Origin of the sequence: Siphonobacter aquaeclarae, from assembly GCF_900103285.1 — a bacterium.
GTDB lineage: Bacteria > Bacteroidota > Bacteroidia > Cytophagales > Spirosomataceae > Siphonobacter > Siphonobacter aquaeclarae.
Map to the genome: position 1 here is coordinate 744,632 of NZ_FNGS01000001.1, position 13,998 is coordinate 758,629.

The following is a 13,998-nucleotide window of genomic DNA, read 5'->3' on the forward strand; positions in this document are numbered from 1 at the left end:
GGCGTCCAGACAGTTGGGCCTAAAACTTTTCAAGCACATGAAGACAGCCTTTTCTTCGAAGGATTTCCACGAAACCTTCGCCCGTCCCGTCTACCGGAAAGTCGAAAAACTCATTCACCGCCGGGTTGAAAGCTCGCTGGAGCACGAGCAGTTTTCGACGGAACGGAAGCATCCGGTCTTCTTTGTCGATTTACCAACGCGCAACGTCAGCATGACCATCGGCGGTCTGCTTCCCGGCCAGCTTACCAACCGTCACCGTCATACCTATGAAACGGTATTGTATGTCATCGAAGGAAAGGGATACACGGAAATTGAAGGGCAGCGGGTGGAATGGGAAGCCGGCGACGCGGTTTACATTCCCAGCTGGGCCTGGCACCGGCACCAGAACATGAGCGAGACCGAACCGGCCCGGTACATTGCCTGTGAAAATGCGCCTCAGCTTCAGAATCTGGGCGTTGCCCTCCGCGAAGAAGAAGGCCGCGATCTCTGACCTTTCTCCCCAACAACTATGACTCCTGTATTAAAAGGCCTGATTGCCTATCCGATTACCCCGTTCGACCGGTACGAACGGGTCGACATACCCCTGTTTCGCTCGCTGGTGGAGCGGCTGGTAGTATCCGGTTCGCACGGAATCGCGCCGCTGGGTAGTACGGGCGTACTTCCCTACCTGACAGACGAGGAAAAGGAAGCGGTACTCGAAGCTACGCTGCAGCAGGTAAACGGCCGTTTGCCTGTCCTCGCCGGCGTCTCCAACCTGACAACGGAACGAACGGTTTACCACGCCCGCTTTGCCGAAAACGCCGGCGCTGCTGCCGTGATGATTCTGCCGATGAGCTACTGGAAGCTGACGGACGACGAGATTTTCCGGCACTACGAAACCGTGGCCCGCGCCATCTCGATTCCGATTATGGCGTATAACAACCCGGCGACCGGCGGGCTTGATATGTCGCCGGCATTGCTTCGGAGGCTACTCGAGATCGACAACGTCACGATGATCAAGGAAAGTACCGGCGATATCCAGCGCATGCAGCAGTTGCGACGGGTACTCGGGGAAGAAGTTGCCTTTTTCAACGGCTCGAATCCGCTGGCCCTTGCGGCTTTTGCCGCCGGAGCCGCAGGCTGGTGCACCGCCGCACTGAACCTGATCCCGGAACTGAACAGTCTGCTGTATCAGGCCGTACTGGCCAACGATGCGGAAGCAGCCCGGGAAGTATTTTACCGCCAATATCCTATCCTGGAGTTCATCGTCAGAAAGGGCCTGCCGCGCGCTATACAGGCGGGGCTGAAATGGCAGGGTATCGAAGGAGGATACCTCCGCAGCCCACTGACACCGCTGACGGGTACAGAGGTTCAGGAGCTGGATCAGTTGCTTTCGGCAGAAAACGTATCGCTGGGATAGCTCTTTCCCCGGAGCGGGACCGGCTCCGGGGAATTTTACACATGCATAACAGGCAGGATTTGCCGGTCAGGGTTGCTACGTTTACCTTGCTGTTCCGATCCACGTACGCCTATGCCCAACCTTCTTCGTCGACCTACCCTCTTTTGCTGGGGACTAGCCATCGTATGCGGCCTCCTGGCACTGCTGCTCCACGACCGTACTCCTGATATTCAGCTCTATGATACCTATCTGGTGCTGAACGAGATCTTTCTGCTGCAGGTATGCCTGCTGTTTTGCCTGGTCGGTGTCCTGGTGTACTCGCTGCTGCTCCGTTTCGGCTACCGGCCGGAGCCGATCCTGACATCGCTTCACCTGGCGCTGACGGCGATAGGGTGTATCTATCTCCTGACTTTTCCAGAACCCGAGCGGCCAAAATTCTCGACTATGGAGCTGACAAACCAGATAGCATATCATTCGCTTTGGTTTTTCCTGTTGGCCCTTGCACCTGTCGCCGGATTCTTGCTATTGCTGGTCAACGGTCTTATTTGCCTTCTTTTCCGACGGAAAGAGAATTGATCGGACCTCCGGCATCGTCTTTCTTTGAAAATTCCGGCCCTACGCTTGCCGGGAGCAGCCGGTGAACGTAGCTTGCACCTTCCATCTTTTGCGTAAACGCTCCGTGTTTCATCGTCCCGAATACCCTTCCGCTATCCTCGCGGCACTTTGTTTTGTGCTGGCGTTTGTTGTGCCGCATCATGTACTCAGCTTTGAGGTAGAAAGTACTTATTTCGCTTTATCCCGTCGCACGTCGCTTGAACTCGCGGCAATACTTTTTCTGATGGGAGCAGTCGCCTATAAGCTCATCCAGTTTCTGGGCAGCGAGCCGAAGCTGATGCTTACGCTTGTACATTTCGTTCTGACACTGGCCGGTACCATCGCCCTGCTGACGCTCCATTCCCTCAACTGGTTCGGGATAACCGAGTATATTCTGTGGATTGCGGGCGTTTTTGCGGCTGGCCTTCTTGTGCTGATTGTGAACCTCGGCCTGTCGCTGGTTTCGAAGTGATTTTTCGGAGGAAAAACCGTTTCTTCACGGAAAAACCTCTGAATCAATGCGTAACTATATTGCCCTGCTGCTTCTTGCGCTGCCTCCGCTGGTCCTGTTCGACGGCAAGTCCTTCTCCGGCTGGGAAGGAGATACTGCGCATACCTGGCGGATTGAAGAGCAGTCCATCACCGGCGGGTCGCTGACCGAAACCGTTCCGCACAATTACTTTCTGGCTACTGACAAGACGTTCGGTAATTTCATACTCCGCCTCCGCTTCAAGCTGAAAGGTACGGGGTTTGTCAACGCCGGTATTCAGTTCCGCAGCCAGCGTACCGTAAAGCCGGACTACGAAATGACCGGCTACCAGGCCGATCTCGGCAAAGGCTATTGGGGTAGCTTATATGACGAATCCCGCCGGAACAAGACCCTCGCCGCCCCGGATACTGCGCTGATCAGCCGTATACTTCATCCGGACGACTGGAACGACTATGAAATCCGCTGCGAAGGCCCCCGCATCCGGATTCGCCTCAACGGACATGAGACTGTCGATTACACCGAAACCGATCCGTCCATTCCCCGAAACGGTCGCATTGCCCTGCAAATTCACGGCGGCGGTAAAGCGCAGGTTTGGTATAAGGATCTGGTCCTGGAACCGTTGCCCTGAATTTTCCAGACGGCATTTATGCAACTACGTTGCATTTGTTGTTTATTTGCAACAATGTTGCAAATAAACAACGCGGTACGATGGAAAAATTACCTGTGACGGTCCTCAGCGGCTTTCTCGGCGCCGGGAAAACGAGCGTCCTCAACCATATCCTGCACCACAAGCACGGGCTGCGGGTAGCAGTGATTGTCAATGACATGAGCGAAGTAAACGTCGATGCCCGGCTGGTGCGTGACGAAAACACGTTATCGCGGACAGAGGAAAAGCTCGTCGAAATGTCCAACGGCTGCATTTGCTGCACCCTGCGGGAAGACCTGATGCTGGAAGTGGAAAAGTTGGCGCGGGAAAACCGTTTTGATTACCTGTTGATTGAATCGACCGGCATTTCCGAACCGCTGCCGGTGGCGCAAACGTTCAGTTATCTGGACGAAGCCGCGGGGATCGACCTGTCGCGGTTCAGTCGCCTGGATACGCTGGTGACGGTTGTGGATTGCTTTAACTTTCCGAAGGACTTTGGCTCTGCCGATACTGTTCGCTCCCGTCGCCTCAACAGCGACGATCCGGCTGATACCCGGGCGATTGTCAACCTCCTGACGGATCAGATTGAGTTTGCCAATGTCATTCTTCTGAACAAAGCCGACCTGGTTTCCCCGTTTCAGCTGGGTGAAACAAAAGCCATTCTTCAGCAGCTTAACCCCCGTGCGCGCATCCTTGAAACGTCGTTCGGAGCCATCAACCCGACAGAGTTGCTGAATACGCATCTTTTTGATCACGAGGAAGCGGCCGGTACCGAAGCCTGGCAACAGGAACTCACCCGCGGCCACCATACGCCGGAGACGGAAGAGTACGGTATCCGGTCGTTTGTTTTCCGGGATGCCCGCCCGTTCCATCCCGGGCGGTTCTGGTCGTACCTGTCCGACCATTGGCCCGCCGGTGTCATCCGTTCCAAAGGTCTGTTCTGGCTCGCTTCCCGTCCGGAGCAGGCGCTCAACTGGGGGCAGGCCGGCGGTTCGCTGCGGGCGGAGCCGGCCGGAACCTGGTGGGCGGCTATTCCGGATACCGAACGGGCGCTTCACCCGGCTTACCGGGAAAACCGGGAGCTGATCCGGAGTCGCTGGGACGCACGTTTCGGAGACCGCCTCAACGAATTAGTCATCATCGGGCAGGATCTCGACGAGCCCCGAATCCGGAAAGAGCTGGAAACCTGTTTGTGCACTGCCGCTGAAATCCGGCAGATGGAAAACGGCGTACGATTCCGGGATCCTTTTCCCACTTTTTGAGCCGACCTTAGTCTCTTTTTCGCCTTATCGGGTATTTCCTCCGGAATCACTTCTACAGTTTGCAATGAAACGCAGAGACTTTTTCCGCCAGGGTACGCTGGCAACGATCGCAACGGCGGTTCCCGCCTCGGTTCAGGCCGGAACGAAACAAGCCCGGAACATCATTTTCCTCGTCAGCGACGGCATGAGCACCGGCACCCTCAACATGGCTGATCTCTACCGCCAGCGGAGGGAAGGCCACGGTACCCACTGGCTCGGCCTTTACCGGGAAAACAAAGCGAGGCGCGCCCTGATGGATACTGCCTCAGCCTCGTCGCTGGTGACCGACTCGGCAGCCGCCAGCTCGTCCTGGGGCGGAGGAGTCCGGGTGCCAAACGGCTCGCTCAATGTCGGAGCCAACGGCGAAGTCTACCGGCCTATTCTCCAGAAATTCAAAGCCGCCGGCAAGTCTGTCGGCTGCGTGACGACCGTACCCATTACCCATGCGACGCCGGCCGGGTTCTGCGTCAACAGCAAGAGCCGCGGCAGCATGGAAGACATCGCCGACCAGTATCTCACATTACGTTTTGACGTGATGATGGGCGGGGGAACGGACGTTTTCAGCAAGGAAACCCGGAAAGACAAACGGGACCTGTTTCAAGCCTTCCGGGACAAGGATTTCTCGGTCGCGGTAAACCGGGATGAAATGCTGAAGCTATCGTTCGACAAGCCTATTCTCGGCGTCTTCCATCCCGATGGTCTGCCTTATATGCTGGACCGGGAGCAGGATGAAAACCTGAAAAAGACCATTCCGACACTCGCCGAAATGACCAAAACAGCCCTGGCCCGCCTCAGCCGGAATCCGAAAGGGTTTGTGCTTCAGGTAGAAGGCGGGAAAGTTGACTGGTCGGCGCACGCCAACGACATCGGCGGCCTGCTCAACGAGCAGCTTGCCTTCGACGACGCGCTGAAAGTAGCCCTGGATTTTGCGGAGAAAGACGGAAATACCCTCGTCATCATCACGACCGATCACGGCAACAGCAACCCGGGCCTTTGCGGCGGAGGCAATATCAACGTCAACTTTGATCGCATTCAGAAATTCCGGCATACGAACGACTGGATTCTGAATAAAATCACGCGGGAAGACACGCCGGCCCGGATTACGGAGCTATTCGAAGCCGAACAGGGTATCGTCCTGAAACCCGACGAAGCGAAAGCTATTCTCGAAAACTATACGCACCTCGACGAATCCGGCGTATACAACGCCCGTAAATTGCCTTTCCAGAAGCTGGCAGCGATGCAGGTCGCGCATACGTCCGTCGGCTGGGCCGGCAAGGATCACTCGGCCGATTTTGTAGAGTTGGCGATGGTCGGCCCCGGCAGCGAGCTACTCCCGCCTTTCGTCAAGAATACTGATCTGCATACGTTTATGCTGCGGGCAACGGGGGTGAAGAATGAGGGGTAGGAATAGGCAATAAGCTGTAAGCGATAGGCTGTAGGCGGCAAGCTCGCATATCCGGGTTTACCGCTTATTGCCTATAGCTTATCGCTAAAAGCACGCCTCACATCCGATACGTCTTGATATACTCCGTCGGGGACATACCCGAAATTTCCCGGAACTGGCGGTTGAAATTGGACAGATTGGTGTATCCGCACTGGAACGCGATCTGGCTGATACTGTCGTCCGATTCACGCAGCGCCCGGCAGGCATGCTCGATCCGAACTTCATTCAGCAGGTGTGAAAACGTCTTGCGCGTATGCTGGCGGAAGAACCGGCAAAATGCTCCCGGCGTGAGGTTCGCGACGTTCGATACATCTTCCAATGAAATCGGAGACGCGTAGTGCTGAAAAATAAAGGAGAAAATCTTCTCCAGCCGCTGGTGGTCGCCGGGTCGGGCGGGGCGTTCGTAAGACGTACGGGACAGCAGCTCCCGGTCCGGGCTATGCGACAACACATCCAATACTTCCAGCAGAAAAATCAACTGAAGAAACGGCCGCTGCGCCGGCAGTTCGCGGAACCTTGCCACGAGCGCGTCATCCGCTCCGACGCGGAGGCGCACGCCCTGTCGGGCCTCCGACAGCAACTGCGCCAGATGACCGGTTTCCGGCAGGCTTAGAATACCTTTCTCCATCGGTTCCGTCCGGAACATGAACGACGTGGACACGGCCCGGCTTCCCGGTTCCGGCGGCGCGCTGCGCAATACGTGCGGCAGGTTGCTGCCGAGCAGCAGCAGGTCTAAAGGCTGAAAACGGTCGATGCGGTCGCCCACCACGAGCGTCCCCTCCCCTTCGCCAATCAGGGTAAGTTGCAGCTCGGGGTGGAAATGCAGTTTTTCGTAAAAGACGGGGCCGTCGTCGACCTGCACCTGAAACGAGCGGTGGTCGATCCCCGGAACGCGGAATAAAAGCGGTTTCATTGGTATAAATTTACTGCCCTATTTCCTGATTTTTTCGAAAAGTAGTGAAAAAAGTATTAAAGCCGATCATTATTTGGGATGAATCCTAATTTCCTATTACCGAATTTTGATATTCCTAAATATCCCGAATATGAACGTTGCCGTCAACTGGCAGGGTGTGTACCCTGCGTTGCTCACCCCGTTTACCGCGGACGATGAGCTGGATCTCGATCTCTTTGAAAAAAACCTAATCGCCCAGGTCCAGGCTGGCGTAAAGGGTTTCATTATCGGCGGCTCCCTCGGAGAAGCCAGTACGCTGACGCGCCCCGAGAAGGTCGCTCTGCTGGAACGCGCCTTGAAAGTAGGCGATGGACGTATACCCACCCTCGTCAACATCGCCGAGCAATCCACCCGTGAAGCCATTGCTTGTGCGCAGGAAGCCGAAGCCAACGGCGCCGACGGCCTGATGCTCCTTCCCCCGATGCGGTATTATGCGGATGCGCGGGAAACAGTAGCCTTTTTCACGGCGGTAGCGCAGTCGACCAGCCTGCCTATCATGCTGTATAACAATCCGTTTGATTACAAAATCGCGATTACGATTCCGATGCTGGAAGAGCTGTCGGCACTTCCCAATATCCAGGCAATCAAGGAATCAAGCCGTGACATCACCAATATCATCCGCGTGCGGAACGCATTCGGCGACCGCTTCAAACTTCTCGGCGGCGTAGATACCCTGGCGCTCGAATCGATCGTACTGGGAGCTGACGGATGGGTCGGCGGCCTGGTCGATGCCTTCCCGGAAGAGACCGTCGTATTGTATGACCTGGCAGTAGCCGGAAAAATCGAGGAAGCCCGCGCCATCTACTCCTGGTTCATGCCCCTGCTCGAACTCGACATTCACCCCAAACTTGTTCAAAATATCAAACTGGCGGCAACGCTGACGGGTATCGGATCGGAATACGTCCGCGCACCCCGCCTGCCGCTGATCGGCGACGAACGTGCCCGGGTATTGGGTATCATTGAATCGGCGCTCGCTACCCGTCCCGTCCTGACTCCCGCATAATGGCAGCCTACCATTTCTTTTGTATTGATGCGCATACCTGTGGCAATCCCGTGCGGGTTGTCACAGGGGGCAGCATCCCCTTTCTGCAAGGGGCGAATATGAGCGAGAAGCGTCAGCATTTTCTCCGGGAATACGACTGGATCCGGAAAGGGCTGATGTTTGAACCCCGGGGCCACGACATGATGTCGGGGAGTATTCTCTACCCGCCGTCTGATCCTGCCAATGACGCGGGCGTACTCTTCATCGAGACTTCCGGCTGCCTGCCCATGTGCGGGCACGGCACGATCGGTACCGTGACGGTCGCCATTGAACAAAACCTCATTACGCCGAAAACGCCCGGTGTGCTGAATCTGGAAGTACCCGCCGGCCTGGTCCGCGCGGAGTATGTACAGGAAGGCCGGAAGGTGAAATCGGTCAGGATTACGAACGTTAAGTCATACCTGGCAGCGGAAGGCATTGAGGTGGATTGCCCGGATCTCGGAAAGCTGACGGTGGACGTCGCCTACGGCGGTAATTTTTACGCCATCGTCGACCCGCAGGCCCATTTCCCCGGGCTGGAACACTACTCCGCCGACCAGCTCATCTCCTGGGCGCGGGTACTGCGGCAGCGCCTCAACGAAACGCATACCTTCGTTCACCCTGAAAACGATACCATCCGCGGCCTCAGCCATATTTTGTGGACGGGGAAACCTCTTGCCGCTACCTCTACTGCCCGGAACGCCGTTTTCTACGGAGACAAAGCGATCGACCGCTCTCCGTGCGGTACCGGTACCTCCGCGCGTATGGCGCAATGGTATGCCAAAGGCCTCCTGAAACCCGGCGATACCTTCGTCCATGAAAGTATCATCGGATCGATTTTCAACGGACGGATTGAAGCGGAGACACAACTGGGCGACCGGCCGGCCATTGTACCAAGCATTGAAGGCTGGGCGCTGATTCACGGATACAACCACCTTATTCTCGACGAAGACGATCCGTATTGCCACGGATTTCAGGTATTATGAGCGAAACCGGCATCATCGGCGGCGGCATTTCCGGCCTGTGCGCCGCCTGGTACCTCGTCGGGGAAGGCCGGCAGGTAACGATTTTCAACGACGGGCCGATCGCCGATGGCTGCTCCTTCGGGAATGCCGGTATGATCGTCCCGAGTCACATCATACCCCTGGCACAGCCCGGCATGATCGCCAAGGGATTGCGCTGGATGTTCGATTCGACCAGCCCGTTTTACATCAAACCACGCCTCAATGCGGCGCTGCTGCGCTGGGGCTGGCAGTTTTACCGGCATGCCAATGACGAGCACGTAGCGCATTCGATTCCTGCCCTGCGGGATCTCAGTTTGCGCAGCAAGGAACTCTACCGGCAGCTCGCCAAAGACCTCGGCTTCACCTGGACCGAAAACGGCCTCTTTATGCTCTACAAAACGGAGAGCGCTGAAAAGGAGATGCGGCACGAAGCCGAAGTCGCGAACGGGGCAGGTATCGAAGCGAAAGTACTGTCTGCCACTGAGGTACAGACACTTGAACCCAATGTCCGGGTAAACGTACGGGGTGCGGTGTATTTTCCGGGAGATGCGCACGTCACGCCCGGAGAAGTCATGCGGGCGCTGGTCGCCGGCCTCAAACAACGGGGCGTTCGTTTTGAGGACGCCGCGGTAACAGGTTTTCAGCGAAATGGCTCCCGGGTGGCGGGTATCGAAGCCGGTGGAGCTGTTTTTCCGGTAGATGATATCATCGTTGCTGCCGGGGCCTGGTCGCCCGAACTGACGCGCCTCCTCAACTACCCCCTCCTGCTTCAGGGCGGTAAGGGCTATAGTTTTGAGTGGGCAACCGGCGCACCCGACCTCCGGGTACCGGCTATCCTGCTGGAAGCGCGGGCTACCGCTACGCCCATGGCGGGCGGAATACGCTTTGCCGGTACCATGGAAATTGCCGGTACGGACCTGACTGTCAATCCCAACCGCGTGCGGGGTATTCACCAGGCCCTGCGGCAGTACTATCCTGATTTTGACGTACCTGCGCCACCGACGAAGCAGGTATGGAGCGGGCTTCGCCCCTGTTCTCCCGACGGACTGCCGTACATCGGCCGGTTGCCGGAGTGGGAAAACGTCGTCCTCGCCACCGGCCACGGCATGATGGGCCTCAGCCTGGGTCCGGCCACCGGCGAGCTTGTTGCGCAACTGCTTACATCCGGGCTACAGGCTGTAGACCCGGCGCCGTTCCGGCCCGACCGGTTTTAACGTGTCAGAATAACGCTTCATCCATTATACTCCTCTAGCCGCTATGAAACGAACGTTTTACCTGATTCCGATGATGCTGGCGGCGCTATCGGCCGCCCGTGCCCAGCAGGTCGTCGACCGGTACAAAAAAGCAGACCGCCTGCGCGATCAGGTACAGGATAAGGCGCTGTATATTCCTGCCTCGCCGTCGGCTATTCCCGGCCGGCAGGCTTTTCTGTACAACGTCCAGACTCCGAAGGGTACGGAATGGCTGGTTGGCGACGCACAGGGCCGCCAACCGGCCTTTGACCCAGCGCGACTCGCCGCGGTCTGGCAGAAGACGACCGGTGAAAAAACCGATCCCTATCGCCTGCCCTTCCGGGTACTGACTCCGGTGCGGGAAGGGTTCGAGTTTACCGCTTCAGGAGCCGTCTGGCAGTATGCGCCGGAAAAAGACCAGCTCCGGAAACTCCGGAACATACCGGAAGCCCGGTATTGGGGGGATCGGGACGAGGAAACCGGGCGCAGGGCTGTCTACTCCCCCGACAGCAGTTATTCTGCCTTTATCCGGGAGTACAACGTGGTCATCCGGTCGGAGAAAACCAAAACGGAAACGCCCCTGAGCTTTGACGGCTCAGCGGGAGAATACTATTCGGGTGATATCCGGTGGTCGCCGGATTCGCGCAAGCTCGTTTCCGTCAAAATCCGGAAGAATACGCCGCATCAGATTTACCTGATCCGTTCTTCTCCCGCCGATCAGCTTCAGCCCAAACTCGAAACCCGGAATTACCTCAAACCCGGAGACGCGCTTCCGGTGCATCAGCCGGTGTTGTTTCTGGTTGACGACAAGCGGGCTATTCCATTGGATATGAGTCTTTTCCGGGAACAGTTCAGCCTCTCGAGGCCGGAATGGCGGAAAGACGGCCGGGCTTTTACCTTCGAATTCAACGAACGCGGTCATCAGACATACCGGGTACTCGAAGCAGACGGTACCACCGGTCGCGTCAGAGCGATTATCGAAGAAAAAAGTCCGACGTTTATTGACTACAGCGGCAAGAAGTACCGGGAAGACCTGGGAGACGGCGCCGAGATCGTCTGGGCCTCCGAACGGGACGGCTGGAACCACCTCTATCTTTTCGACGGAAAAACGGGAAAGATCAAAAAGCAGATTACCCGCGGAGAATGGGTCGTTCGTCGTGTAGTCAATGTCGACGAAAAAAGCCGGACGGTCCTCTTCGCCGCTTCCGGCCGCAACGCAGGAGAAGACCCCTATCTCCTTCATTATTACCGCATTAAGCTCGACGGAACCGGTCTGACGGATCTGACGCCCGAACCCGCCAATCACAGTATCACCCTGGCAGATAGTATCTTTCTCGATACCTATTCCCGGGCGGATATGGCGCCAGTCACGGTGCTGCGGCGGCTGAGTGACGGCTCGGTTATCCGCGAACTCGAACGTGCCGATATATCCGCTTACGAAAAAGCAGGCTGGAAAATGCCGGAAGTATTTTCGGCAACGGGCCGCGACGGGCAAACCGATATCTGGGGGATTATCATCCGGCCGACAGATTTTGATCCATCCAAAAAGTACCCGGTGATCGAGAATATCTACGCCGGGCCGCACAGTGCCTTTGTGCCCAAGTCGTTTCTGACGTTTACGGCGATGCACGAACTCGCTGAGCTCGGCTTTATCGTCGTTCAGATCGACGGCATGGGTACTTCCAACCGGTCCAAGGCCTTTCACGACGTGTGTTGGAAAAACCTGAAGGACGCCGGTTTTCCGGACCGGATCAAATGGATGGAAGCAGCGGCGCAGAAATATCCGTCGATGGATTTGTCACGGGTAGGTTTGTATGGTACCTCAGCGGGCGGGCAAAGCGCCGCCGGCGGGCTTCTTTTTCATCCCGATTTCTACAAAGTCGCCGTCGCCTCCTGTGGCTGCCACGACAACCGGATGGACAAAATCTGGTGGAACGAGCAATGGATGGGGTACCCGATCGGCCCGCAGTATGCCGAGTGTTCCAACGTTGTCAACGCCGGAAAGCTGAAAGGAGAACTCCTGTTGCTGGTCGGAGAGATGGATGACAACGTCGATCCGTCGTCGACCTACCAGTTTGCCGATGCGCTCATCAAAGCGAACAAGAACTTTGACCTGGTCGTCCTGCCGGGCGTAGGCCACTCCTCCGGCGGTGCGTTCGGGGAGCGGAAACGTCGTGACTTTTTCGTCCGCCATCTCCTTGGTTTTCAACCTCCTGCCTGGAACGCCCTTATTCCGAATCCATGAAGCGACTTCTCCTTTCCCTGATCCTTGCGGCGCCGATGGGTGCCGGTGCGCAGTCGGACGATACGCCGTCGATCCTCACGCAATACCAGGCCGACCGGGGCAGCCTCCGCCGTTTTTATATCATACAGCAGTCGCCCGAACGCTGCGAAAGGTTTAGGCAACTGGATCGGGATTACCTTGCCCGGCTCGGAAAGCTGAATTTCGCGAAACTGCCCACTGATCAGCAGGTTGACTACGTACTCTTCAAACGAAACCTCGAAGCAGACCTGAAGCAACTGGAAACGGAAGCCACTGAGTACCAGCAGGTAAAAGAGCGGTTTCCCTTTGCGGATTCTATTTATGTGATGGAAAAACGGCGGCGACGGGGGCTTTCGGTCGACGGCCCCGCCATCGCCCGGGAACTCGATCGCCTCAGCCGGCAGGTTGACGCGGCCAAGGCGGCGAATAAAACACCTCTTCCGGGAAAACTCGCACAGCGGGCCGGTCGGGTAGCTCAGGGATTGCGGGAAGCGCTAAAGAGCGTTTACACCTTTTACTACGACTACGACCCTGATTTTACCTGGTGGGTAGCAAAGCCGTACCAGTATCTGTACGATCAACTTGCCGTTTACGGCCGGAGTTTCGACCCGACAGAGGTACGCGAACCGGCTGACAGCAAGGAAATTACAGGCATTGCTGCCGGTCGGGAGGAACTCGTCCGCCAACTCGCTTACGAGTACATTCCCTATTCGCCGGAAGAACTTGTCGACATCGCCAACAAGGAATTTGCCTGGTGTGACAAGGAATTACTGAAAGCTTCCCGCGAAATGGGCTTCGGCGACAACTGGAAAGCCGCCCAGGAAAAAGTCAAGAACAGCTATGTCCCGGCGGGCGAGCAACCGGCGCTGATTCTGCGGTTGTACAACGAATCCATCGATTTTCTGAAGAAAAACGACCTCATCACGATTCCGCCGGTCGCCGAGGAAACCTGGCGGATGAGCATGATGTCACCCGAGCGGCAACTGGTCAATCCCTTCTTTCTAGGCGGAGAAGAGATCATCATTTCGTATCCGACTTCGGGCATGGCGCATGCCGACAAACTCATGAGTATGCGGGGAAATAATCCGCATTTTTCAAAAGCGACGGTACACCATGAACTGATTGCCGGGCATCATTTGCAGGGTTTCATGAATGACCGGTACAAAACCTACCGCAACTTCGACACGCCGTTCTGGACCGAAGGCTGGGCGTTGTACTGGGAGATGCTGCTGTGGGACAAAGGATTTGCGAAAACGCCGGAAGACCGTATTGGCATGCTCTTCTGGCGCATGCACCGCTGTGCCCGGATTATCTTTTCGCTGAACTTCCACCTGGGCAACTGGACGCCGCAGCAATGCGTGGACTTTCTCGTAGACCGCGTCGGGCACGAACGCGCCAATGCCGAAGGGGAAGTACGCCGCTCGTTTGCCGGCAACTATCCGCCGCTGTATCAGCTCGCGTACATGACGGGCGGATTGCAGTTTTACGCCCTGCACAAAGAGCTGGTAGACAGCAAAAAGATGACCGATCGGGCCTTTCACGACGCCATCATGCGCCTGAACGCGCTGCCGGTGGAATTGATCCGTGCTTCCCTTACCGACCGGAAGTTGAAGCCGGATTACCAGGCCGGGTGGCGTTTTTACGACGGCCGTTGAACCCGCGCGGGAAAGCAC

At 56.8% G+C, this 13,998-nt stretch carries 13 protein-coding genes; 12 read left to right on the plus strand and 1 reads right to left on the minus strand.

Annotated elements, in window-relative coordinates:
* Positions 1 to 37 precede the first annotated feature (37 nt).
* The 7 genes from BLR09_RS02785 to BLR09_RS02820 all read left to right on the plus strand — a co-directional run bounded on the left by BLR09_RS02785 (position 38) and on the right by BLR09_RS02820 (position 5,814).
* A complete protein-coding gene (locus BLR09_RS02785; protein WP_093197402.1) occupies positions 38 to 490 on the plus strand; it encodes a cupin domain-containing protein in 453 nt (150 codons plus the stop codon).
* Positions 491 to 508: 18 nt separating this feature from the next.
* Positions 509 to 1,399 carry a dihydrodipicolinate synthase family protein gene (locus tag BLR09_RS02790; protein ID WP_093197404.1) on the plus strand — a complete coding sequence of 297 codons (891 nt, stop codon included), beginning with the start codon at positions 509 to 511 and terminating at the stop codon, positions 1,397 to 1,399.
* A 111-nt stretch (positions 1,400 to 1,510) separates the two neighbouring features.
* Positions 1,511 to 1,954, plus strand: coding sequence for a hypothetical protein (locus BLR09_RS02795; RefSeq protein ID WP_093197407.1), 444 nt, complete (start codon positions 1,511 to 1,513; stop codon positions 1,952 to 1,954).
* A gap of 88 nt (positions 1,955 to 2,042) precedes the next feature.
* Positions 2,043 to 2,444: a hypothetical protein gene (locus BLR09_RS25250; RefSeq protein WP_143011004.1), complete on the plus strand. Its 402-nt coding sequence runs from the start codon at positions 2,043 to 2,045 to the stop codon at positions 2,442 to 2,444.
* A gap of 46 nt (positions 2,445 to 2,490) precedes the next feature.
* The gene (locus BLR09_RS02810; protein WP_093197414.1) at positions 2,491 to 3,090 is read left to right on the plus strand and encodes a 3-keto-disaccharide hydrolase; all 600 of its coding nucleotides are present in this window, start codon (positions 2,491 to 2,493) and stop codon (positions 3,088 to 3,090) included.
* 80 nt (positions 3,091 to 3,170) lie between these two features.
* Positions 3,171 to 4,370, plus strand: a complete 1,200-nt coding sequence (locus BLR09_RS02815) for a GTP-binding protein (RefSeq protein WP_093197417.1) — start codon at positions 3,171 to 3,173, stop codon at positions 4,368 to 4,370.
* A gap of 64 nt (positions 4,371 to 4,434) precedes the next feature.
* Entirely contained in the window at positions 4,435 to 5,814 is a 1,380-nt protein-coding gene (locus BLR09_RS02820; RefSeq protein WP_093197419.1) for an alkaline phosphatase, read from the plus strand.
* 97 nt (positions 5,815 to 5,911) lie between these two features.
* Here BLR09_RS02820 and BLR09_RS02825 read toward each other — a convergent pair whose 3' ends face one another.
* The gene (locus tag BLR09_RS02825; protein WP_093197422.1) at positions 5,912 to 6,766 is read right to left on the minus strand and encodes an AraC family transcriptional regulator; all 855 of its coding nucleotides are present in this window, start codon (positions 6,764 to 6,766) and stop codon (positions 5,912 to 5,914) included.
* Between the two features lie 130 nt (positions 6,767 to 6,896).
* Between BLR09_RS02825 and BLR09_RS02830 the strand changes: the two genes are divergently transcribed.
* The 5 genes from BLR09_RS02830 to BLR09_RS02850 are packed head-to-tail and all read left to right on the plus strand — an operon-like array spanning position 6,897 to position 13,980.
* Positions 6,897 to 7,808: a dihydrodipicolinate synthase family protein gene (locus BLR09_RS02830; protein WP_093197424.1), complete on the plus strand. Its 912-nt coding sequence runs from the start codon at positions 6,897 to 6,899 to the stop codon at positions 7,806 to 7,808.
* Positions 7,808 to 8,812, plus strand: a complete 1,005-nt coding sequence (locus BLR09_RS02835) for a 4-hydroxyproline epimerase (RefSeq protein WP_093197427.1) — start codon at positions 7,808 to 7,810, stop codon at positions 8,810 to 8,812. The genes BLR09_RS02830 and BLR09_RS02835 overlap by 1 nt, the downstream gene beginning before the upstream one ends.
* A complete protein-coding gene (locus tag BLR09_RS02840; RefSeq protein ID WP_093197429.1) occupies positions 8,809 to 10,044 on the plus strand; it encodes an NAD(P)/FAD-dependent oxidoreductase in 1,236 nt (411 codons plus the stop codon). Before BLR09_RS02835 ends, BLR09_RS02840 begins: the two co-directional genes overlap by 4 nt.
* 43 nt (positions 10,045 to 10,087) lie before the next feature.
* Positions 10,088 to 12,307: a S9 family peptidase gene (locus BLR09_RS02845; protein WP_093197432.1), complete on the plus strand. Its 2,220-nt coding sequence runs from the start codon at positions 10,088 to 10,090 to the stop codon at positions 12,305 to 12,307.
* A complete protein-coding gene (locus BLR09_RS02850; protein WP_093197434.1) occupies positions 12,304 to 13,980 on the plus strand; it encodes a DUF885 family protein in 1,677 nt (558 codons plus the stop codon). Before BLR09_RS02845 ends, BLR09_RS02850 begins: the two co-directional genes overlap by 4 nt.
* Positions 13,981 to 13,998 lie beyond the last annotated feature (18 nt).

Excerpts from the sequence above, each read along its gene's own strand:
- BLR09_RS02785 (WP_093197402.1), top strand. The coding sequence starts at position 38 with ATGAAGACAGCCTTTTCTTCGAAGGATTTCCACGAAACCTTCGCCCGT.
- BLR09_RS02790 (WP_093197404.1), top strand. The coding sequence starts at position 509 with ATGACTCCTGTATTAAAAGGCCTGATTGCCTATCCGATTACCCCGTTC.
- BLR09_RS02795 (WP_093197407.1), top strand. The coding sequence starts at position 1,511 with ATGCCCAACCTTCTTCGTCGACCTACCCTCTTTTGCTGGGGACTAGCC.
- BLR09_RS02810 (WP_093197414.1), top strand. The coding sequence starts at position 2,491 with ATGCGTAACTATATTGCCCTGCTGCTTCTTGCGCTGCCTCCGCTGGTC.
- BLR09_RS02815 (WP_093197417.1), top strand. The coding sequence starts at position 3,171 with ATGGAAAAATTACCTGTGACGGTCCTCAGCGGCTTTCTCGGCGCCGGG.
- BLR09_RS02820 (WP_093197419.1), top strand. The coding sequence starts at position 4,435 with ATGAAACGCAGAGACTTTTTCCGCCAGGGTACGCTGGCAACGATCGCA.
- BLR09_RS02825 (WP_093197422.1), bottom strand. The coding sequence starts at position 6,766 with ATGAAACCGCTTTTATTCCGCGTTCCGGGGATCGACCACCGCTCGTTT.
- BLR09_RS02830 (WP_093197424.1), top strand. The coding sequence starts at position 6,897 with ATGAACGTTGCCGTCAACTGGCAGGGTGTGTACCCTGCGTTGCTCACC.
- BLR09_RS02835 (WP_093197427.1), top strand. The coding sequence starts at position 7,808 with ATGGCAGCCTACCATTTCTTTTGTATTGATGCGCATACCTGTGGCAAT.
- BLR09_RS02840 (WP_093197429.1), top strand. The coding sequence starts at position 8,809 with ATGAGCGAAACCGGCATCATCGGCGGCGGCATTTCCGGCCTGTGCGCC.
- BLR09_RS02845 (WP_093197432.1), top strand. The coding sequence starts at position 10,088 with ATGAAACGAACGTTTTACCTGATTCCGATGATGCTGGCGGCGCTATCG.
- BLR09_RS02850 (WP_093197434.1), top strand. The coding sequence starts at position 12,304 with ATGAAGCGACTTCTCCTTTCCCTGATCCTTGCGGCGCCGATGGGTGCC.